The 19,404-nt window shown below is 55.9% G+C and carries 17 protein-coding genes, 1 other RNA gene, 1 pseudogene and 1 other annotated feature; of the genes and pseudogenes, 11 read left to right on the top strand and 8 right to left on the bottom strand.

Going from position 1 to position 19,404, the window contains the following annotated elements; all coding sequences use genetic code 11:
- Window positions 1–46: 46 nt before the first annotated feature.
- A pseudogene (locus tag PSTAB_RS21270) lies at window positions 47–898 on the bottom strand (IS5 family transposase).
- A 387-nt stretch (window positions 899–1,285) separates the two neighbouring features.
- Between PSTAB_RS21270 and PSTAB_RS20960 the strand changes: the two are divergent.
- From PSTAB_RS20960 to PSTAB_RS21275, 3 genes are all read left to right on the top strand, one after another.
- Complete coding sequence (locus PSTAB_RS20960) at window positions 1,286–3,793, top strand: AAA family ATPase (protein ID WP_013983126.1); 2,508 nt, start codon at window positions 1,286–1,288, stop codon at window positions 3,791–3,793.
- A gap of 9 nt (window positions 3,794–3,802) precedes the next feature.
- A complete protein-coding gene (locus tag PSTAB_RS21580; RefSeq protein ID WP_013983127.1) occupies window positions 3,803–5,713 on the top strand; it encodes a hypothetical protein in 1,911 nt (636 codons plus the stop codon).
- 194 nt (window positions 5,714–5,907) lie between these two features.
- On the top strand, window positions 5,908–6,711 hold the full coding sequence (locus PSTAB_RS21275; RefSeq protein WP_080564984.1) for a DUF2971 domain-containing protein: 804 nt from the start codon (window positions 5,908–5,910) through the stop codon (window positions 6,709–6,711).
- A gap of 566 nt (window positions 6,712–7,277) precedes the next feature.
- On the opposite strand, the gene PSTAB_RS12075 is transcribed toward PSTAB_RS21275, so the two are convergent.
- Window positions 7,278–8,500 (bottom strand): IS3 family transposase gene (locus PSTAB_RS12075; protein ID WP_095460747.1). Its coding sequence is split into 2 segments (ribosomal slippage): window positions 7,278–8,215 and window positions 8,215–8,500, totalling 1,224 coding nucleotides; the frame shifts between segments, so codons are not numbered across the junction.
- Window positions 8,106–8,222, bottom strand: a sequence feature (AL1L pseudoknot). It overlaps the preceding gene by 117 nt.
- 453 nt (window positions 8,501–8,953) lie before the next feature.
- Between PSTAB_RS12075 and PSTAB_RS21585 the strand changes: the two genes are divergently transcribed.
- Together PSTAB_RS21585 and PSTAB_RS21790 are read left to right on the top strand one after the other, a co-directional pair.
- The gene (locus PSTAB_RS21585; RefSeq protein WP_148263415.1) at window positions 8,954–9,772 is read left to right on the top strand and encodes an antA/AntB antirepressor family protein; all 819 of its coding nucleotides are present in this window, start codon (window positions 8,954–8,956) and stop codon (window positions 9,770–9,772) included.
- Window positions 9,772–9,915 (top strand): hypothetical protein, encoded by a 144-nt coding sequence (locus PSTAB_RS21790; protein ID WP_013983129.1) that lies wholly within the window; start codon window positions 9,772–9,774, stop codon window positions 9,913–9,915. The genes PSTAB_RS21585 and PSTAB_RS21790 overlap by 1 nt, the downstream gene beginning before the upstream one ends.
- A gap of 259 nt (window positions 9,916–10,174) precedes the next feature.
- On the opposite strand, the gene PSTAB_RS12090 is transcribed toward PSTAB_RS21790, so the two are convergent.
- Entirely contained in the window at window positions 10,175–10,576 is a 402-nt protein-coding gene (locus tag PSTAB_RS12090; RefSeq protein WP_041771753.1) for a MarR family winged helix-turn-helix transcriptional regulator, read from the bottom strand.
- A gap of 386 nt (window positions 10,577–10,962) precedes the next feature.
- Between PSTAB_RS12090 and PSTAB_RS12095 the strand changes: the two genes are divergently transcribed.
- The 3 genes from PSTAB_RS12095 (at window position 10,963) to PSTAB_RS12105 (ending at window position 12,110) form a co-directional block, all read left to right on the top strand.
- The gene (locus tag PSTAB_RS12095) at window positions 10,963–11,163 is read left to right on the top strand and encodes a hypothetical protein (protein WP_013983132.1); all 201 of its coding nucleotides are present in this window, start codon (window positions 10,963–10,965) and stop codon (window positions 11,161–11,163) included.
- 87 nt (window positions 11,164–11,250) lie between these two features.
- Window positions 11,251–11,823, top strand: a complete 573-nt coding sequence (locus PSTAB_RS20925; protein WP_013983133.1) for a KilA-N domain-containing protein — start codon at window positions 11,251–11,253, stop codon at window positions 11,821–11,823.
- On the top strand, window positions 11,814–12,110 hold the full coding sequence (locus tag PSTAB_RS12105) for a hypothetical protein (RefSeq protein WP_041771754.1): 297 nt from the start codon (window positions 11,814–11,816) through the stop codon (window positions 12,108–12,110). Before PSTAB_RS20925 ends, PSTAB_RS12105 begins: the two co-directional genes overlap by 10 nt.
- A 110-nt stretch (window positions 12,111–12,220) precedes the next feature.
- Here PSTAB_RS12105 and PSTAB_RS12110 read toward each other — a convergent pair whose 3' ends face one another.
- The 5 genes from PSTAB_RS12110 to ffs all read right to left on the bottom strand — a co-directional run bounded on the left by PSTAB_RS12110 (window position 12,221) and on the right by ffs (window position 16,469).
- Window positions 12,221–13,258: a site-specific integrase gene (locus PSTAB_RS12110; RefSeq protein ID WP_232244005.1), complete on the bottom strand. Its 1,038-nt coding sequence runs from the start codon at window positions 13,256–13,258 to the stop codon at window positions 12,221–12,223.
- A 116-nt stretch (window positions 13,259–13,374) separates the two neighbouring features.
- Window positions 13,375–14,130 (bottom strand): IS21-like element helper ATPase IstB, encoded by a 756-nt coding sequence (istB, locus tag PSTAB_RS12115; RefSeq protein ID WP_013981287.1) that lies wholly within the window; start codon window positions 14,128–14,130, stop codon window positions 13,375–13,377.
- Between the two features lie 17 nt (window positions 14,131–14,147).
- The gene (gene istA / locus PSTAB_RS12120; RefSeq protein ID WP_013981288.1) at window positions 14,148–15,662 is read right to left on the bottom strand and encodes an IS21 family transposase; all 1,515 of its coding nucleotides are present in this window, start codon (window positions 15,660–15,662) and stop codon (window positions 14,148–14,150) included.
- Between the two features lie 106 nt (window positions 15,663–15,768).
- On the bottom strand, window positions 15,769–16,293 hold the full coding sequence (locus PSTAB_RS22090) for a DUF6538 domain-containing protein (protein WP_335324172.1): 525 nt from the start codon (window positions 16,291–16,293) through the stop codon (window positions 15,769–15,771).
- A gap of 79 nt (window positions 16,294–16,372) precedes the next feature.
- Window positions 16,373–16,469: signal recognition particle sRNA small type (ffs, locus tag PSTAB_RS20970), an RNA gene on the bottom strand.
- Window positions 16,470–16,766: 297 nt separating this feature from the next.
- On the opposite strand from ffs, the gene PSTAB_RS12125 reads away from it, so the two are divergent.
- From PSTAB_RS12125 to PSTAB_RS12135, 3 genes are all read left to right on the top strand, one after another.
- Window positions 16,767–17,753 (top strand): NAD(P)/FAD-dependent oxidoreductase, encoded by a 987-nt coding sequence (locus PSTAB_RS12125; protein ID WP_041771755.1) that lies wholly within the window; start codon window positions 16,767–16,769, stop codon window positions 17,751–17,753.
- A gap of 100 nt (window positions 17,754–17,853) precedes the next feature.
- Window positions 17,854–18,663, top strand: a complete 810-nt coding sequence (locus tag PSTAB_RS12130; protein ID WP_011913630.1) for a motility protein A — start codon at window positions 17,854–17,856, stop codon at window positions 18,661–18,663.
- Window positions 18,664–18,665: 2 nt separating this feature from the next.
- On the top strand, window positions 18,666–19,400 hold the full coding sequence (locus PSTAB_RS12135; RefSeq protein ID WP_013983138.1) for an OmpA/MotB family protein: 735 nt from the start codon (window positions 18,666–18,668) through the stop codon (window positions 19,398–19,400).
- The last annotated feature ends 4 nt before the right edge of the window (window positions 19,401–19,404 follow it).

Genomic DNA, 19,404 nt, shown 5'->3' on the forward strand with positions numbered 1-19,404 from the left:
TACGACGAAGCTGGCTTGGTACGTCTTATTTTTTGCTTTAAGTCTACTAGGCTGTGTACGAAAAGCACTGTTGTAAGCACTGCAGCGTGCAAGACAGAGTGACCATAGCGGCCAAACTTCTTGCCAGCTTGTCGTAGCGACTGCCAATTCTGCGATTCTCCTTCAGCCAGCCGAACATTCGCTCGCTGATGTTCAGGTGCCGGTATTCCGGGCGGTCGAACAGTCGAGGCAGCCCCGGCTTGAGCTTACGCTCTATGGTTCGCTGCGGAATCACAGGCTGCGTCCGGTAACGATCACAGTACTGCCGCAAACGCTCGGCATCGTAGCCTTTGTCTGCAAGCAACCAGCGACAGCGCTTGCAAGACGACCTTGTTTGCCAAGGATAGGAATCTGATCCATGAGTGCTTGTGCATCGAGATGTTGCTGGCCTGACCCGACGACAGCAAAAAACGTAGGGAGATGCCGTGGCATCGCAAACCATATGAATCTTGGCAGTCAGGCCTCCCCTGCTGCGCTCCTGCGCATGGTCTACCGGCTCTTGTGCCACCCCTTTTCCCCAGCGCCAGAAGAGATTCGGGTTGCTCGCACCACCGTGGAGTCGATCATCTAGGTATCCAGATCGATCAGCCCGTCCTGATTCAGGCGGATGTGTAAACGTTCAAACGCCTGGTCGAACGTGCCGTAGTCTCCCCAATCACGAAAGCGTTGATATGCAGTCGACCATGGGCCAAATCGCTCCGGAAGATCGCGCCAGGCAGCACCGGAGCAAAAGATCCAGAAGATGCCGTTGAGCATCAGTCGATCTTCACTGCGAGGTCGCCCCATTTTCTGTCTGAGGGGTAACCAAATCGGCGATCAGCTCCAAAGCCGCATCTGGGCGTTCGTAGCGTTTTGCCATGCGGGCCTCCAGCCTGTCATGGCGCCGATTTTGACCGTTCAGACTTTTCGTACAGAACCTAGTAGACCTTTAACATCGGCTCATCCACAGACACGCGCAGCTAAGCTAGATCGAATGGCAATATGCCACTAAAAAATACTTGTGAAAAAGCAATAACCTAGTGTAGATAATCAAGTTCAAAAGGTCTGTTTACGCAAGGATGCTGGTGATGCTCAAGCTAACCCCTAGCTCCAATCTCAATAAAGTAGAAATCAAAGATGAGTCTATCTGAATAGCAGTAATAGCTGGCAGATACTATTCGATTATCTCTAAAGCTAAATTACCTATATCGGGAATGCCTCCTGATGTTTCACATTAATTCAAAGGCAAGAAAGAGAGAGCTTCATAATGAGTAAAATAGAAAGCCTAGTTGTTTACAAAGACCGCGTGGTAGGGGAGGATCGCGGCGTTGTAAAGCCAGTGTTACTAATAGATGAAAATGGCAACTATCGCACTTTAGAAAAATCTAGATTTCCATCCGGCGTCTACATTTCAAAAGGTTATTCTATAATCGATACCTCGTATGAGGAAAATCAGCTATTTATAATCGAAGAACACCATAAAGACGAGCAAAAAACAGAAGAACATGGCATTGATCGCTACTGGGCAATGGGCAAGGACGCAACACCTCTCCCTCCTAATAGCTTGCTTCCGGTAGTAAATTGCAAACTTCCGCCAATAGAGACAGGAATTCTAAGTGAGTCAGTAAAAGCCCCTTCAGGGTTATTCTTTATTTTAGACAATGATGAGTACAAACTTTACGGGCCAGTTCAAGCCTCAACCGCGCCTGGCGAATCAACACAAGTTGTAGAGGCTGCGGCAACACCGAAGCTTTCCTTCGGAACAGATTATTTAGGAGTATTCGATACCCGCGAGATATATGATTGCCTAGTTAATATAACAATTAATGGACAGAACTGTACCTTTCTAACCTCGGCGAATGACCTGGCCAACCATCGGCATACGACGCAGGATTTCTTAGCCGACCGCAAACTTATTAAGCACTTCAACAAGCTTCAAGTTGGAAAAAACACCAAAAATATTTCTAAGAAAGAAGCTGAGAGACTATCAACCTCTATCGCTGAGTTCGAGCGTCTTCGACGCGCGTCGAATACAAAGGATGAGCGTCTAGAACGTCTAAAAGGTATGCTAAATAGATACCTTAGTGAATCTGATGTCGGATACCAAATAGTCAAGGATTACTTTGAATCAACAGCTGGAGCCAGATTTTTAACCCAGTATGTTGAAGCCAATCAAGAGACGCTACTTGGCGCTCATATTCAAAAAATCAAGAATGACGTTGATCGTCGCGAAACCGAACTAAAACAAAAACTCTATACCATTGAAGCACAAATCAACACAAAACAAGATGAGTTAACAAGCGTTCACGGAAAAGTGGAGAAAGCAAAAGCAGAAGCGGAACAAAAGATTGCTGATGTAAAAGCTGAAGCAGACGAGCAAATTCAGGAGCTCATGCGGGCGCGCGAACAACAGCTTCAAGAAGAAATAAATAATAAAGAAAAAGCATTAGAGCAAAAAACAATAGAGCTGGAAGAAATTTGCTCGCGCCTAAATATTGCAAATAATATTGAAGCAATGGAGCGCGCAGATATTTTCTATCAAGAAAACAATAAGCGACTCGAAGTTGCCGCCAAAGCCTATCAAGACCAGCTTCAAAACACCGATGAGCTTTCAAAAAGAATCAGTGAGTACCATGTAATTGGCAGAGTTTTAAAAGGCGGAAATGTCACGCAGGAATCTCAGATCGAATATGCACCTGTAGACTTTGCATCTATTAATCCAGCCCATGCCTCTGACCTCGTGGATCGCGTAAGAAGTTATCTTGACTGGGATAACGGTAAGACATTTTCCAGTGCAGAACTGAGCAATCTACTAATTAGCACTACGCAGTCGTTCCTAACTGTGCTCGCTGGGCCTCCTGGGGTAGGGAAGACATCTACCGTAGTTCGTATGGCTCAAGCTTTAAAATTAGGATCTCCTGACACTCATAAAAACTTTCTCTATATGCCAGTTTCACGCGGCTGGGTTTCGGGGCGAGATATCTTGGGATTCTACAATAGCTTGAATAGTACGTACCAACGTGCCCGTACTGGTCTTTATGATTTCCTTGATAGGAAGGACTCTGGAACACGCACTCTACAAATGGTGTTGCTGGATGAGGCAAATCTTTCTCCAATGGAACACTACTGGTCTGATTTTTTGGGCATGTGTGATGAAGAAGGCCGTAATCGCCCGATAGATACTGGAATGCCCGACCCGGCTAAGCGCTACCTCAAAGTGGGAAAAAACGTCCGCTTTATCGCAACAATAAACCATGATTCAACTACAGAGCGCTTATCTTCTAGATTGATAGACCGAGTTCCAGTTATTTCGATTGATCATGAAGATGATATAGACTATGGCTTTGAAACAAAAGACTTGATGCTTGATGGCGCAATCGACTACGCGCTATTTGAGAAATTCTTTAAAAGTACAAGCGATGACGCAGAGCTATCTACGTCCCACAAAGTTCTCTTGGAGGAGTTAATTACAACCCTAGGTCAGCGTGACGCAGAGCTTGGGCAGCCGGTGAGAATATCTCATCGAAAGCGCGCAGCCATTACGAATTACTATACGGCTGCAGTGGCTAACGAACTTATGGATCCGGATGTTGCATTTGATTTTGCCGTATCTCAACATATATTGCCTCACATTGAGGGTTACGGCTCTAAATTCAGGAATAGAATTCTAAAAGTACAAGATGCACTTGGAAAGGCTTTCCCGCGCTCTAACAAACATCTTGAGAGAATCCTGACAAGCGGCAATGACTTTACTGGAACTTACTCGTTCTTTTAAGGGGCCTCCATGGAACTTCATTTTGAAATTAAAAATGGCAGTCGTCGAGGCCACAGATTCAGCCTAAAGGACTTGTCTTCAGCGCCCGAGGCGGAAATACCTTGGGTGCTAGAGGATGAGATAATTCAATTCGAGTTATTAGTCCCGAAGAAATATCGCTCAGCGGTGCTGCAGCTCTACCAACATAGCATTACATGCTCCAGAACTGTGGACTGCGAGGAGGATCTCGATCTAGTAAAATTCATTTGGTCGCCAGATGCCAGGGAATATGCAACAAATAGCAAGTTGTTCTGGAATTACTTCGGAATTGCAGAGCTTAATGTGCTTCTCTTTAATGAAAATCTAGAGCTCATCGACCTGGTTAACTTTCAGCCACTACAAGTTGCTGCCACCAAGAGCTCAGCTGACAAAGTTGAGAAAATGTTTGAGTACCTGGCCAGTATTTCCAGCGAGGCGCTCCATTCAGTATTTAGCGCAACTCGGCATACAGTAGGATTCGAAGATGGCTTGGTATCTCCAAACTATGCTTTTGAACGCCTAGAGCACGCTATTTTAGCTCTCAAAGACTTACTGCCCCATGTTCTGCATAACCCGCTTACACGACTGGTTCCAGAGCATAAGCTCATCCCCCTGAGTGGGCGAGAAGAGTTAGATGACTCCTCTATTGGATGGCTGATGGAGAATTTATCTGTACTTCAATCAACAGATCACTCAGAAGATGCTCATATTTATTACGATGGGGATCATTTCAAAGCATCCGCCCTGCTCCTTCCAGTACTCGCCGAGCAGACTGATATTTACGAGAATCGAGTGATTCATGGATTCATTGACCAATTAATCAGAACTGCGCAGACATTAGGCACCCGTATGGACTCGGAGATAGCCAAACGAGCAAATGCTACAAATCTACCTACTGGATACATATCTTTCTTTGAAAAGGCGACTCGATTTAAAGCTCAATTAATAGGCACTCAAATAAACAAGATTGACGCGCTAATCTCAATTCTAAATCAATTTAAAACCTTACTTGAGCGAAAGGTTCCTGTAAAGATATCTATCTTAGAACGCCCGATTATTACACCTAAGGCTCATGGAAAACATGCTTACAGAGACTTGTTTCTTGAAATAATCAAGTGGCATGAAAAGGGGCAGGTAGACTGGAGCGCTTACGAAAACCTATTTGCAATCGAGAGCATTCCAATGCTCTTTGAAGCATATAGCTATTTCAGGGTTTTGGAAGCTGCAAATCAGTTCCTAGACAAAAGTGATAGCCCAAGCAGCAAGATTAAAGATCGCCCGTTGTGCACGTCATTTATCGATCAAAATGGGCACTCCATCGAAATACTTCGGGAGCCAGAATTCTGGGCAGCCGGTCATAAGCTGCAGCAAGTAGACGGCATAATCAATAGCGAGGGGTACACCATAAACAAAGAATCTAAAAAAGTAAGGCCTCGCAGCCAGACAGGTATAAATAGCAAGAGAGTTCCTGACATTGCGATAAAGGTAACGCGCCCCAATAATTCGATTCGCCTAATCATACTTGACGCCAAGTATAGTTATGCCGACAAGTCTTTCGTGGATTATCTCCCCGATCTCACCATGAAATATGTTCATGGGATTCACAGGATCGGACAGTCGGAGCCCTTAGTTGCGTCGATGTCAATATTGCACCCTGATGACCAAGGGGTTTTTAGGAGTTTCCATTATGGCTCACTAAGTGTTTTTGGAGAATCACCTGCTAGCCCCACGCTTCAGTCTTGCGGCATTATTCTTGGGGAAGATCGATCTTCAGATAAGCTATCATCATTAGTTCATCGACTTTTACAAATTGAAGGGATAAAGCCGCTAATCAACCATCATGGTGATACAGAAATAATACAGCCTAACTTTGCCAATCAAGGCCTCCTGCCCGCGGCCTAGCCAACCAAGGTGATCGATGATCAGGCTTTGGCTAACTGGAGGAAGGATAGTAGCGCCAGCATCGCGGATACGAGCAGCCACTGGGGGATCTCGACGGCTGGCGTGAAACGGGCTTGCAAGACATCAAAAACATGTGAAGCCATCTGTAGGCGTAGATTATTTCTTTGCAATTAACGGATTCTTGGGGCTACACAATGGATACCGATACCCGCCTATTTCGATACAAATACCGAGACTGCAATCCATCCAACCTAAAAATAATAACGGAAGGTACCCTTTATTTTAGCAGTCCGACTAACTTCAACGATCCTTTCGATAGCTCACCTGCATACGATTTAAAATCCATCGATGAGATATTCAGAAGAAGACCTGATTTAATAAAGCGTGTCGGAGACTCCATGGGGCTAAGCCCTGCAAGGAGACTCATGAAGAAGACTCAGTTCATTGCCAATGCACGAAAATGCGTGGAGTCAGGCGAGTGGGCCAAGAGCCTAATGTCTACAGTCGGAGTTTTTTGCGTGAGCCGGAATCCTTGCAATCCACTAATGTGGGCGCACTACGCAAAGGATCATAGCGGCTTCGTGGTTGAATTCAAAATAGACATGAATTCTCCACGCGAGCTTTTAGAAAGCATCATCCCCATGCCAGTTAATTATTGCAAAGAAACGCCTATTTTAGATTGGGGGGCATCGGGCCGCAACATCGAAGACTACCTTCTTACCAAGAGTCCTGACTGGGAGTACGAGGAAGAAGAGAGGATTTTAGATGTCACCGGAGGGCCGGGAGTTTATCCATACTCTAGAGAGCACTTTCTCTCTTCAGTAATTGTAGGAGTCCGAACAAGTGCAGACGACCTTCATTTGATCAGAGCAGCAGTAGAAAAAGCCAGCACGGATATAGGCCGATCTATTCCTATCTATCAAGCCAGATTATCTAACACTGATTACAAGGTATATATTCCTGATCATCCAGACTCCCGGCTTAGCTCAGCAAGATAACTTGATGCGATAGCAGCACGTTCGACGGAGATCGATTATCACACAGTTATGGAGAGGAGAACGCGCAATCTCGCACGTTCGATCCTCAACCATGATGCTCGGTCATACCTGCCGCAAACAGCCGGAGAGATGCACCGAGCCTGGGAAAGGCAACAGCCCAGCGAGGCGACCGCCGAGTACCTACTGCTACTTTGAGCTTCAGGCGTACAGCCCCTCTCACTGCCCCGACAGATCGGCCAGCAGTCACGGGTGATGACGAACCTGACATAGCTGGCTGAGAGGTGATGGCACTCAGTCGAGGCTGGCTACCTGCGATGACTCGCGGGGTGTAGCGGTGGATGGCGAAGCCACTCTATGAGTGTCTTTGAGCTGTCCTTCATCCATGGTTATTACCATCAATCCATCAATGAAGAACGAAGCAATGAGACAGCATCAAGTCTGTCTTGCGGGGGACACTGCCAGATGCTCTTCAAGCTGCACCGCAAGTTGCTCTTGATGCCTCCCCAACCCTGCTGACACAGGATCGATGAACCGCCCCGGGAATTCCGGAGGCTCTTTGGTGTGAGTCATGCCGCTTGGGCCGACTCGGTAAGTTGCTGATAGTAGATCGCTTCGGCCTCTGCCGGCGGCATGTTCCCGATGGGCTCCAGTAGCCGTCGGTGGTTGAACCAGTCCACCCACTCCAGCGTCGCCAGCTCCACTGCCTCCCGATTCTGCCAGGAACGACGATGGATCACCTCGGCCTTGTACAGGCCATTGATGGTCTCGGCCAAGGCATTGTCATAGGAGTCGCCCACGCTGCCCACCGAGGGCTCGACCCCAGCTTCAGCTAGGCGCTCGGTATAGCGGATCGAGACGTACTGCACGCCACGGTCGCTGTGATGGATCAGGCTGCCCTGGCCGACCGGTCGGCGGGCATACAACGCCTGTTCCAACGCATCGAGAACAAAGTCTGTGCGGGCTGAGCTGGACACGCGCCAGCCGACGATACGCCGGGCGAATACGTCGATGACAAAGGCCACGTAGACGAAGCCCTGCCACGTGCTGACGTAGGTGAAGTCCGACACCCAGAGCGCGTTTGGCCGCTCGGCGCGGAACTGGCGATTGACCTTGTCCAGCGAGCACGGGGTGGCCTTGTCGCTGATCGTAGTCTTGACCGGTTTGCCGCGTACGACACCTTGTAGACCCAGTCGCCGCATCAGTCGCTCCACCGTGCAGCGGGCCACCACTACGCCTTCGCGCTTGAGTTGCCGCCAGACCTTGCGCACGCCGTAGACCTGGAAGTTCTCCTCCCAGACCCGCTGGATATGCCCGCTCAGTACCTCGTCACGCCGTGTTCGCGGAGAACGCCGCTCGGGAGCGGCCTGGCAATGTGCATGGGCGTAGTAGGTCGATGGAGCGATCGGCAGTACCCGGCAGATCGGCTCGACTCCATAAACCGCACGATGCTCGTCGACGAACGCCTTCATGGCTTGAAGCGGCGGTCGAGCTCCGCCTGGGCAAAATACGCGGACGCCTTGCGCAGGATCTCGTTGGCCTGGCGCAACTCACGCACCTCACGTTCCAGCGCCTTGATCCGCTCGCGTTCGCTGCTGGTCTGGCCTTCACGTTTGCCAGTATCGCGCTCGGCCTGGCGTACCCAACGGCGCAGTGTTTCGGCGGTACAACCGATCTTGGCAGAAATCGAGCAAATCGCTGCCCATTCCGACTCGTGGTTGCCTTGATGTTCCAATACCAGTCGAACCGCTCGCTCGCGGACTTCCGGGGAGTACTTCGTCGTCGTCTTCATGGCTCCATCCTCTCAAGAGTTGGAGCCTCCGGGAAAGCCGGGGCGGTTCACGATGATCACCGATGACGATGTTGTCAGCGATCATCCCCGTCAGTGGCTGTCAGGAAGCCCAAGCCCCACTGCCAGACCACCTCCTGCTCATCTTCATGTACCTCCAGATGACTCCGCCCAGGAGTTTCCCCATTCGCCTCTGTCATCCATCAGCCCTAGCCTCAGCACAGTAGCGACCTAGGCAACCACTGCTGCCCAGGCTTTGGCCCATGGATGGCATCCAGGCACCGGGGATCTCCTGGGCAGGTCACCAGCATCAACCCTGCATCCCTTGCAGATTCCCCCTCAAACCCAGCCCGTTTTGTCCAGCCGTCCGAGCCGTCCGTGTTTCCCTTGTAGATGGGAGCTGGTGGCATGGATGGAAGGGACTCTGACGGCTGAACCAAAAGGAACATCTACGCCATGAAAAGCAAACGAACTGGAAAGACCTTCAACTACACCCCCTCCACCTGCCCGAAGCACGTCATGCAGACTCTTGGCTTCAGCGAGGAGCAGACCGAGAGGATGATCCGGGTTCGCCGGATACTTCCCTTTGTTGAGAGCAGAACAGAACCATGCATTGACGCCCGGAAGCTGTGGGAGAACATTGGCAAACCCTGGGGGAAGTTCCCCAGTTGGACAGATCATGAGGCAGTGACTTTTTCCGTGTTCATGGAAAAAGGTGAAGTGACCCCACACACCACTGCGACCAAGGGCCGCCCAAGAACAGACTACTCGCTCAGTCGCAACTGCTCAGCCCATCTGGCAATGATGGCAAGGACTGCTGAGGGAGACGCTGTCCGCTCGTACTTACTCGACTTGGAAGAGCTGGCCTTCAAGCTCATCCGCTACACCCCGATCCGGGGCTCCATGCTCACGGAGATCGACAATCAGGTCGCTCATCGGGCGTTTGTCATCGCTGGCGAGAAGGCTAAGTCTGGAGAGCTACCAAAGAGCATCGTCAGGCAGGAGGCTATGTCGATGAAAGCGTGCCTGATGTCGCTCGTATGCCGAGTGATGACCGGACTGTCCGCCAGCGAATGGCGAGCCAAGATAGGCCGCCCCATTCGGGACTCCCTCACTGCCGATGACCTCAATCAATACAGCCGGGCCTACGACTCCGCCCTGACCATGCTGGCTGGCGGCATGACACTGTCGCAGATCGAAGCCGTACTGAACCAGCCCTACGGAAACAGCGTCGACCCGAGCGACTACATCAAGACCCAAGCGGAGGTAGCCTGATGCGTCTGCCTGAACTGATCTTCCTGGGCGCCCTGCTGCTCTGGCCTTTGGTTCCCCTGGTGTACCTGCTCTGCATCGTCTGGCAGACCGACTTCAAGCTGGTAGCTCGATCCAAGCAGAGAACCTCAGAAGGGTCTCGCTGATGAAGAGCATCGCCAGCGAAGTGAGGAAGGCAAGGAGCCGGAGAGCTTCGGGCTTGGCTACGACTGCTGGAGGCACCGTCCAACATCCGTTGCTGAGCGAGATCCTGGCCGCAGACAAACGCAGATGGAAAGCAGCCCAGCAGATGAACCTTCCGGTGCTCCGGCTGGCGCCTACAAACAGTAACTAACAGAACCCCCATCACCCTTCGCCTGGACAGCCAGGAGGCCGACTTATCGGCTTGGTGCTGGGGGTTATTTTTTACCGTGCCGCCTTCGAGAACGACGACAGTCGAACCGGGTTCATCACCGCCTCGGTCAGGGAGACGGCCAGTTGCTGCCCCTTCTCGGTCAATTGCACGATCTTCCTGCGGCGTTCCATCGGATCTGGCGATGCCACTATCAATCCGAGTCCTGGTTTTTCGAGACGATGCCATTCCGACAAGGCCGAGACGTTCCTTGAGCAGGACGATTGGGTCATCCCGAGGTTCTTCTGCAGATCCGCCATCGTGCAGCCAGGGTAGATCGCCGAGTAGAGGAACAATGCCACGCCTTGTGCTGGCATCTCTGGGTCAACGCCACGGAACTCCTCAATCGCTTTGAAAAGCTGGACAAGTGCATACCGATCATAAGCCAGGGCGTGTTTGCTGAATGTGGTTTCCATGTGCGTCAGACTCCGTCCTTACCGAAATAGAAACCAGAGCTATTCCAGGCCAACTCAAAGCACCTCGGCACTCGGACGTACACGTCACCGATGAATAAGCAAAAACGTGCCTTGCCAATAGAGACGCTGAAGCCAAATTGATTGCCGATCATTGGCTGAATCCTCCGATCCATTTGTCAGATTCGCTACAGATAGCAAACCGCGCCTGGGCGCTTCAACGTTTCCACTTTCGCCTCTTTTGCAGTACAGAATTGAATGCGTTACTCAATAGTTGGCAGCGCCAGTCTTTATCGAGGCTGTAGCGGCATCGCGCCCCAATCGGCCAGTCCAGCTAACCGCACACGCATAGTTCAACTCTCGGTCCTGCCTCCCGACGAGAGGCCCGCATGATCCAGCTCAACAAGATTCTCAAGTCCTTCAAGAAGACCATCGACCAGCTCGAACAACTGACCGCCACCAACAACATCGAGGTCAGCCGCAACACCGAGCAGATCGACCGACTGCAAGAGAAGAACCTGCTGCTGATCGCAGAAGCCCAGGCTGCCAAGGAGACCGCCGAGAACCTGAAAGCCCTGATCGGCCACTGACCTGACCCGACGATTCACCGGGTCAGCTACAAGCGAACACCCATAGCCCGCCTCTGAGCGGGCTTCGTCTTTTCTGGAGGACAGAACATGAGCAAGCAACTGATCACCCGCGAGTACAACGGCAACGTCTTCACCTTCCGCGAGGACGGCTACTTCAACATGACCGACGCTGCGAAGAAGTTCGGAAAAGACCTGAGCAACTTCATGCGGTCGCCCGAGACTGTTGAGTACGTTGAAGCCCTGACTCAAACCGTGAAATCCACGGACTGCCCTATCGTCCAGGCTTTCCGAGGCGGGCGCACTCCCGGCACCTGGGGTCACCCGAAGCTGGCCGTCTTCTTCGCCCGCTGGCTGGACGTGAAGTTCGCAGTCTTCTGCGACATGGTCATCGACGACATCCTCAACAAGAAGGCCGAGCTGACAATCACCCAGCCCGCCGAGTCGATGGCAATGAAGGTTCCCCAGTCGTTCCCCGAAGCCCTGCGTCTGGCTGCCGAGCTGGCAGAGAAGAACGAGCAGCTCGCCCTGGAGAACAAGGAGATGGCACCGAAGGCTGTCGTCTTCGACAACTGCGTGGCGCTGCGTCAGGAATCCCTGGCTACCTTCGTGCGTACCTTGAAAGCGATTACCACACAGTATTGGAGCCCCAGATGCTGCTGAAACCATCGTCGGGCAAACACGCAACTCAGAAGGAGATCAAAATGGAAACAACTCGCCCATTCAACATTGGCCAGAAAGTCGTCGTCACTCGCAAGTCAACCGCCGATAAGGATCTGTACAACTTTGCCCCGACAGAAGAAATGTATGGCGAGATCGGCTATCTAGCGGATCTTAAGGGCCATCACTACATGGTCGCGGAGGTACTGTTGGAGACCACTGGCACTATCGAAACGGTTGACGCTTACTTTTTGGACGCCGCGCCTGAAGAACAGCACGCTGCCGCCTAAGAAAATGCAATATTGACCGAGCCAAAGGAGCAGAGCTTCTCTACTTCAAGGCGAATCCCTGCTCCTTCCTCGATTCTGCTTCTGGCAGCAGGAAGGCACACATGCCTCGGTTATCGAAGCCACTCCACAACATCAAAGTCCACCGCTTCCACCACCGGAGCCAGCACTTCCGGCCTAAAGTCCTTCCCGTACCGACTGAACGTGATCCCGCCGCTCTGGTGGCCAAGAATGCCGCCGACCAGCGACTCGACTATTCCCTTCTGCTTCAGGTGATCAGCAAGCGTGTGGCGGAAGCTGTGGAAGTCCTTGCGCTCTGCCCCATCACGGAAGCCCAACTGATCACGAACCCGAGTGAACCACTTGGATGGAGCCGCAGCGTAACCATGTGCCTTGTGCAAGGTCAGCTCCGCGAAAAGACGCTGGCGGCCAGCCTCCCGCTGCGACTGGACGAACTCGAGGAACCCCAGCGCTTTCAACTTCGAGTGGATAGGCACGAGTCTTTCCGAGGTGACGGTTTTCAGCTTCTGATCGGGCCTAGTCGCCCGAATGTGGAGGCAGTCGATGCCGTTGATGCAGACCACATCATCCAGATAGAGCTGGCATAACTCGTTAAGTCTCGCCCCGGTGTAAAGACCGAGCAGTGGCAGCCAGTACTTGTGCGGCTGAGTCGAGTTGGCTGATGCGTAAACCTGCTTCGAGAACAGACGGCGCAGATCGTCCTCAGTGAAGACGCTTCGCTCCTCGCTGACCTTGCCTCGCTGCCTGACCCGAAGCCCATCGAACGGGTTGCGCTCGCAGTAGCCCTCACGGATGGCGTAGGAGAAGAAGGTTGTCAGGTTCTTCACGTAATTGTTGAACGTGGTGAGGCTGATCGTAGTAGTTGCGACCTCGATGATCTGCTCCAGCGATTGCCCCTCGGGAAGCTGGTTCATCCTTGGCGGCAGCTTGAGTGCCACCTCTCGGAACTTGCGGGCATCCTGGCGAGTGATGAGATCGACAGGCAGATCACCCAAGATCCGAGTCATCAGCTCAGCCACGGAACGCTTGTCGGATAGCGTCTTCGCAGCCACGCCTTCTTGTGACTGCTGCTCCAGGCACTCCTGAACCACCTTGGAGAAGCGTGGAGCGTTGCTAGGTGCGGATTCCACACCATCCGGCCACCCAGTCCACGCTCATCTGGCCAGGCATTCCACGGCCATCTGGCCACCTGTTCCACGGCCATCCGGCCGGGCAGTCGGAGCGCAGCGACGCAGGGGTTGCATTGTTAGTCTGAGGTGCCCGGTGTCGTCAATTTCTTCGTCTGTTTGCGCATCGATTCGCCCTTGAGGTTGATCCGATAAGCGTTGTGCACCAGGCGGTCGAGGATGGCATCGGCCAGGGTCGGATCGCCGATCAGTTCGTGCCAGTTGTCCACGGGCATTTGGCTGGTCACGAGGGTCGAGCGCTGGCCGTAGCGGTCGTCCAGTAGCTCCAGCATGTCACGGCGCTGTTCAACGGTGAACGGGGCCAGACCCCAGTCATCAAGGATCAGCAGGTCGGTCTTGGCATAGCCGCTCATCAGCTTGGCGAAGCGCCCGTCGCCGTGGGCTAGGCCCAACTCTTCCAGCAGGCGTGGCAAGCGCAGGTAACGCACGCTGTAACCCTCTCGGCAGGCCTGGTGGGCCAGGGCGCAGGCCAGCCAGGTTTTACCCACGCCGGTGGGGCCGCCGATGATCAGGTTGAGGCCGTCGCGTAGCCACTGGCCGCCGCTCAGTTGCAGGATCAGCGCCTTATCCAGCCCGCGCGGGCTGCGGTAGTCGATGTCTTCGAGGCAGGCGTTGTGCTTGAGCCGGGCCTGGCGCAGGCGGCTGCTGAGGCGCTTGTCGTCGCGTTCGGTCAGTTCGCGGTCGACCAACAGGCCGAGGCGTTCCTCGAAGCTCAGGCTGTTGATGTCGGGGGTTTTCAGTTGCTCGGCGAGTGCCTTGAGCATGCCGGTCAGGCGCAGGGTCTGGAGCTTGTCCAGGGTCGGATGGGGCAGCATGGTGGGATTCCTTGGGGTCAGTGGTAGTAGGCGGGGCCGCGCAGGTTGGCGTGGTCGTCCGGCAGCAGGGGCAGGTTGGCTTGAGCCAACGGCAGGTTTTCCAGCCCCTGGCGCAGGATCGATTCGAGGCTCTTGTAGCTGCACGCGCCGAGGCTGAGGGCGCGACGGCAGGCCAACTCCAAGCGCACTTCGCCATGGGTCTTGCCCAGGCGCAGGATGCCCAGGCAGGCCCGGTAGCCCTGCTGCGGATGGATGCGCCGTTCGAGGATGTGCCGGATCACGCCGGCCGTGTTCGGCCCGGTCTGCTCGGCCCAGCGGATCAGCCGCTGCGGCGTCCACTCGGCATGCTCGCGATGGCTCTTGGGCATGTGCTCGGCCTGCGTGCTGTGCCTGCCCTTGTGCATTGAGCGAAGGTGACTGGCCACCCGCTGATTGGCGTGGAAGCACTCCACCGTGCGCGCTGTCAGGCGTACTTCCAGTTGTTTCTTCACCAGTTGGTACGGCACCGAGTAGTAGTGCCCATCGACCTCGACGTGGTAGTCGATGTGCACCCGCGCCTTCTTCCACTCGGCGTAGACGTAGGGTTGCTCCGGCAGGGGGCGCAGCGCCGGACGATCCAGAGCTTCGAAGGCCGACTGCCGGGAGCCCGGCAGCTTGCGAAACGGTCGTCGGTTGAGCCGCTCCAGCAATAAGGCGATGGCGCTGTTGAGTTCATCCAGGGAGAAGAACTGCCGATTCCTCAGCGCGGCGAGGATCCAGCGCTCGACCACCTGCACGCCGACCTCGGCCTTGGCCTTGTCGCGCGGTTTACGCGCCCGCGCCGGCACCACCGCCACGCCATAGTGCTCGGCCAGATCGCGGTAGCTCGGGTTGATGTCCGGCTCGTAGCGATGGCTCTTACTCACCGCGCTGCGCAGGTTGTCCGGCACCACGATCTCCGGCACGCCGCCGAGGAAGGCAAAGCAGCGGGTATGCGAGCCCAGCCAGTCCGGCAGCTGCTGCGACCAGGTGGCTTCGGCGAAGGTGTAGCTGGACGCACCGAGCACCGCGACGAACACCTGCGCCTGGCGGATCTCGCCGCTGTGGCGGTCGATCACCGGCACCGTCTGCCCGGCGTAGTCGACGAACAACTTCTCGCCGACGCGGTGCTCCTGGCGCATCACCACGTCCAGCTTGCCCTGCCAGGCCCGGTAGTGCTCGCAGAACCAGCTGTACTGAAAGCCTTTCGGCTGGCTCAGGCGATACTCCTGCCAGAGCAGCGCCAAGGTCACGCCCGGCCGGCGTAGCTCGGCATGCACCCAAGACCAATCAGGCAGTGGCCGCTGCTCGCTGGGCACTGCCGGCGCCGGTGGGAACAGCTGCTGTTCCAGCTCGGAATCGGACAACGAACAGGGCCAACTGAGGCCGCTGGCGGCAAAGCGGTTGAGGTAATCGCCGACGGTGACACGACCGATCTGCACGCTGACCGCAATCTGGCGAGCCGATAGCCCGACCTCGAACTTGAGACGAAGTACTTCGCGAATCTTACGCATGGATAAACGCTCCACGACGACCTCTCTGCTTCGAAAAAGAGGTCGATGGTAGTGAAGAAATCCTGCGTAGCTGCCTACCCGGTTGGGTGGCCGGATGGCCGTGGAATCAGTGGTCGGATACGCGTGGAATGGGTGGCCGGATCACCGTGGAATCGGTGGTCAGATGCTCATGGAATGGGTGGCCAGATGACCGTGGAATCCGCATGCTAGGTGCATCCGCTACCAGCCTATCCGACTGCTCTCGTTTGGCTCTTGAAACGGCACTCCGGGGCTTCTGCGGCCCTCTCACCCTGCCTCCCTCCCCTTGATCCGACGGCTTCTCCGCAAGCGCAACCAATTGCTGCTGACGGAGCCATGCAGCCCAACTAGCAACTCGCTTACCGCCCGCCTCCCAGGCACCACGCAGGGAGTCGAGGGATGGCCGAATGCCTTGGAATGCCTGGGTGTAGAGCTTCTGAACCTGCAGGAGCAATTCGCGCCCACGGATCAAGGCTTCACGCTTGCAGCGTGTCTGCAGCGAACGGCGGATCTCGGAACAAGGGAAAAGCGGACGCAGAACTCCAGGCACCACAATCCTGAAATAGAAGATCGAGTGTCGGGATAACCAGAGGTAGGAAGGGACGGAAGACACGGTGGATCACCCTATGGATCACTGGCGTGATCAGAGCGAAAAACCGTTAGAAATCAAGGAGATATGTTATGGAGGTGAACCCTACCAGCCACACCCCGGCACACGATGTCACCGCTGCGGCTGCTCCCTTCCGGGCCTGACCGGGTTCACGGCTGATCGTTGCGAGGGGACCGGCAGGGCCCACCATAACGAAACCCGCCTGGCGGCGAGCGGCGCCATTGTACCGGCTTATCAGCAACTTACAACCACAGACTGAGCCTGGGCGGAATTGCGCTGAACAGCCCGAGGCACCGACCGCTGGTCAGCAACTGCCGAAACCGGCGACCGGGATGTCGCATTGCGTCGAAAGCCTCTAGCCAAAGGACGATGTCTGTTCGAGGATGAGCAGGCTCAAGCGATCGAACGCTTGTCATGAAAACGTGCTGCGCGGCGCTTCGCCTGTGCGGCTGATGGCAACAGCACACGAGGTAATCATGAGCAAGGCTCCAATCGCCATCATCGGAACCGGAATCGCAGGACTTTCCGCCGCCCGCACGCTTCACGATGCCGGGCAGGCCGTACACCTTTTTGACAAGAGCCGCGGCAGCGGCGGTCGCATGGCCAGCAAGCGCAGCGACGCCGGCTCACTCGACCTCGGCGCGCAGTACTTCACGGCACGTGACCGCCGTTTCGCCGAAACCGTGCGCCAGTGGCAGGCCGGGGGCTGGGTGGATCAGTGGACGCCCACCCTGTTCCAGTCCCGCGACGGGCAGCTGAGCCCCTCTGCCGACGAGCAGCTGCGCTGGGTCGGCACCCCGACCATGAGCGCGATCACCCGCGGGTTGCTCGGCGAAATGCCGGTCACCTTCAGCTGTCGCATCACCGAAGTGTTCCGTGGCGAACAGTACTGGACGCTGGTGGACGCCACCGGCGCCAGCCATGGGCCCTTCAGCCATGTCGTCATCGCCCTGCCGGCGCCGCAGGCCGCCGCGCTGCTCTCTGGCGCGCCGAAACTCGCGGCGGTCGCCGCCAGCGTTGCCATGGAGCCGACCTGGGCCGTCGCCCTGGGCTTCGCCACACCGCTGGGCACGGCGCTGGAAGGCTGCTTCGTCCAGGATGACGCCCTGGACTGGATCGCGCGTAATCGCAGCAAGCCGGGGCGCGATGGCGCGCTGGACACCTGGGTACTGCACGCCACCAGCAGCTGGAGCCGTCAGCACCTGGATCTGTCGAAGGAGGCGGTGATCGAGCGCCTGCACGGCGCCTTCGCGGAGTTGATCGACTGCGTTGTACCAGCCCCCGAGTTCACCCTGGCGCACCGCTGGCTGTATGCCCGCCCGGCACAGGCCCACGAATGGACTGCCCTGGCCGACGCCGGCCTGGGCTTGTACGCCTGTGGCGACTGGTGCCTGTCCGGCCGGGTGGAAGGCGCCTGGCTCAGCGGCCAGGAAGCCGCCCGGCGGCTGCTGGAAAACCTCTGACGATGGATGGCTGACCCGGTCCTGATCCAGGTCAGCCCTGCCCCCGGGCCCGCTGTTATCATCCCGCGTTTTCTGCAACAACCCTCTCAGCGGAGCCCCGATGAACCCCTCCACCCTGATCGGCATCGTCGCGAGCATCGGCCTGCTGGCGGTCGTCCTGCTTTTCGCGGCCAAGGAACCGGCGCTCTTCATCGACCTGCCCAGCCTCGGCATCGTGCTGGTCGGCACTCTGGCTGCCACCTTCATCAGTTATCCGTTGCGCGAAGTCACTCGGGTATTCGGTTTGCTCTGGACCGTGCTGCGCAACGAGCGACTGTACACCCGTCAGGATCTCGACGAGCTGGTGCAGATTTCGCGGCTGTGGATCAGCGGCGATCTGCCCGCGGTGGAAAAGGCTGTCGAGCAGGTCAGCAATCCTTTCCTGCGTACCGGCGTGCAGCTGGTGATCGACAACACCCCGGAGGAGGACATTCTGGAGGTGCTGCAATGGCGGATCGCCCGGCTACGCGCACGGGAGAACGCCGAGGCGCAGCTGTTCCGCGCGATGGCCAGCTACGCGCCAGCGTTCGGCATGATCGGCACGCTGGTGGGCCTGATCAACCTGATGTTCATGCTCGGCAGCGGTGACATGGACCTGATCGGTCGCAGCCTGGCCGTTGCGCTGATGACCACCTTCTACGGTGTGCTGCTGGCCAATCTCATTCTCAAGCCGGTGGCGGTGAAGCTGGAGCGGCGTACCGAGCAGCGGGTCGCCCTGATGAACCTGGTGATGCAAGGCATCTCGATGATGTGCAACCGCCGTAGCCCGGCGTACATGCGCGAGACGCTGAAATCGTTCATCGCCCACCACGACGATGAAATCCGCGACGGTACGCCTGCGGCGCCGCGCGTCAGACCGCAGGAAGACTGACGGTGAACGGGCAAGCATCCCAGGGCAGCCGCTTCTCCCGCTGGCATATCGAGCCGCAGCGGGAAGAAGAGCAGGAAGCCTGGCTGATCACCTATCTGGATATGCTGACGCTGCTGCTGGTGATGCTGGTGATCATGCTCGCGCTGGCCGGCAAGGGCGACGGCGAGCAGAACGACCCCGCCGCCTCGGCCATGCTCGCGGCCGGGGAACTGGGCGTGGCGCTGCCGGCTCCCGCCGCACCGATTCCATCGATCGCACCAGTGCCGACGCCCGCCGCCGATGCGCAACCGGATGACCCGCAAGAGAGCATGCCGACGACGCCAGGCATGGCGCTGGGCGATGACATCCAGGTCATCGTCAACGAAGGCAGCATCAGCTTCCGCATCAGCAGCGAGATACTCTTCGGCTCCGGACGAGCCGAACTGGAGGACGCCGGGCTGGAAGTGATCGACCGATTGGTGCCGACGCTGGCGGCGAACGCCTTTCGCATCGTCGTTGAAGGGCATACCGACAACCTGCCGATCCAGACCGAGCGCTTTCCTTCCAACTGGGAGCTTTCCGCCAGCCGCGCCAGCAGCGTGGTGCGCTACCTGCAGCTGGCAGGCATCGAAGCGACGCGCCTGAGTGCCACCGGCTACGCCGACACCCGACCGCTCGCCGACAATGCTGACGAGCGCGGACGCGCCAGCAACCGCCGCGTCGAGCTGGTGATGCAGACCGAGCCGGACAAACCCTGAGGCA

It is taken from the genome of Stutzerimonas stutzeri (genome assembly GCF_000219605.1).
Taxonomy (GTDB): domain Bacteria; phylum Pseudomonadota; class Gammaproteobacteria; order Pseudomonadales; family Pseudomonadaceae; genus Stutzerimonas; species Stutzerimonas stutzeri.